The organism is Roseovarius pacificus, assembly GCF_900142665.1.
In the GTDB taxonomy this organism is placed as follows: domain Bacteria; phylum Pseudomonadota; class Alphaproteobacteria; order Rhodobacterales; family Rhodobacteraceae; genus Roseovarius; species Roseovarius pacificus.
Genome location: NZ_FRBR01000047.1, coordinates 1 through 1,393 on the forward strand (window position 1 = coordinate 1; position 1,393 = coordinate 1,393).

1 protein-coding gene is annotated in these 1,393 nt (G+C 63.2%); it reads right to left on the minus strand.

Annotation, left to right across the window (positions count from 1 at the left end; translation table 11 throughout):
• Positions 1-66 precede the first annotated feature (66 nt).
• On the minus strand, positions 67-1,293 hold the full coding sequence (locus tag BUB53_RS22160) for an IS256 family transposase (protein WP_073038252.1): 1,227 nt from the start codon (positions 1,291-1,293) through the stop codon (positions 67-69).
• Positions 1,294-1,393 lie beyond the last annotated feature (100 nt).

Consider the following 1,393-nt stretch of genomic DNA (forward strand, 5'->3'; position numbering starts at 1 on the left):
GGTCGTGTCGCGAATGCTGTGGAAATTCCCTGGCGGCGCGCTCCGGGCATATGAAGAGTCGGTGTTTTAGGCTGCGAGGTCAAGGGGCATGGGTTCGAGGGGCTGAGAGAGGGTTTCCCAGCCGTCGACCTTTCGCATCTGGATCTGACCGGAGGCGAGCAGCGCCCATAGCAGCATCGGCACGGTCTCGGCACAGGGCAACACGGTCTGGGTCTTGATGCGGCGGCGGAACTCCTCGTTGAGGCGCTCAATGGCGTTGGTGGTCCTGGCGGACTTCCATTGCGTTGGATCGAGGCGGGTGAATGTGAAGAGCCGGTCCCCCGCTTCCTCCAGGCTATCGGCGACAGCCCGGCACTTCAGGCGCCACTTGCGCAGGAACGCCCTGCGCCGCTTATCGATCTCGGCCGCGGTGTCGGCATAGATCATGTCCCGGTAGTCTTCGGTCAGCTCGTCATGCATGTGCTTCGGGGCATGGGCCAGAAGGTTGCGGTGCTTGTGAACCGTGCAGCGCTGGATCGGCAGATCCTCTCCCCACAACCCCACGAGCGCAGCTTCCAGCCCCGGGGCGCCATCAACGATCACGAATTCGGGCCGTTTCAGGTCTCGGGCATCAAGATCATCGAGGAACTGTCGCCATGCAGCGGTGCTCTCGCCGCCCATGTTTCTTATGGAAAGCAGCACCTTCTGACCGTCGCGCCGCACGCCGATGGCGGCCAGCACCGAGATGTTCGTGGCCTTCTTGTCGATGCGGGTCTTGATCACGGTGCCATCGAGAATGATGCGAATGATGTCCTCATCGGCGAGGCTGCGGGCGCACCACGCGTCCCAGTCGACTTTCACCTTGCGCCAGGCGCGGCTGACCACGTCCTTGCTGACGGCGCCCTCGAACAGCCCGAACAGTGCCCGCTTGACGCGCCGGGTATTGGTGCCGGAGAGATAGACTGCGGCGATCAAGGCTTCGGCCTTCTTGGTCAACCGCTGGTAACGGGGCAGCGCTTTCGAGCGCCATTCCGTCACCTTGCCAGCGTCATCCTCGATCCGGGCCCGCGGCACCCTCACCGTTTCCGTCCCGAAGGTGCCGGTGAGTTGCCGTTCGCGGTGCCCGTGGCGATAGCCTTTCGCAGCTCCGTCGCCACGGTCGTAGCGCAGGCGACCAAGAAAGCTGGCGAGTTCCTCCTCAAAAACGGCCTCGATGGTCGCGCGGACGTTCATCCGGAGCCGCTCCTCGATCGGATCGAACCCGGCCTCATGGGCCAGTAGCGAAAAGCTGGAAGTATCGGTATTCTTGGTCATGGCGTGATCTCCCTGGCGGTTGCCGCCGCCGGTTGGGTGGGTGGATGTTCACCCGGAGATTACGCCGCCTTCAAATTTCCACCAACTCCGAGACACGACC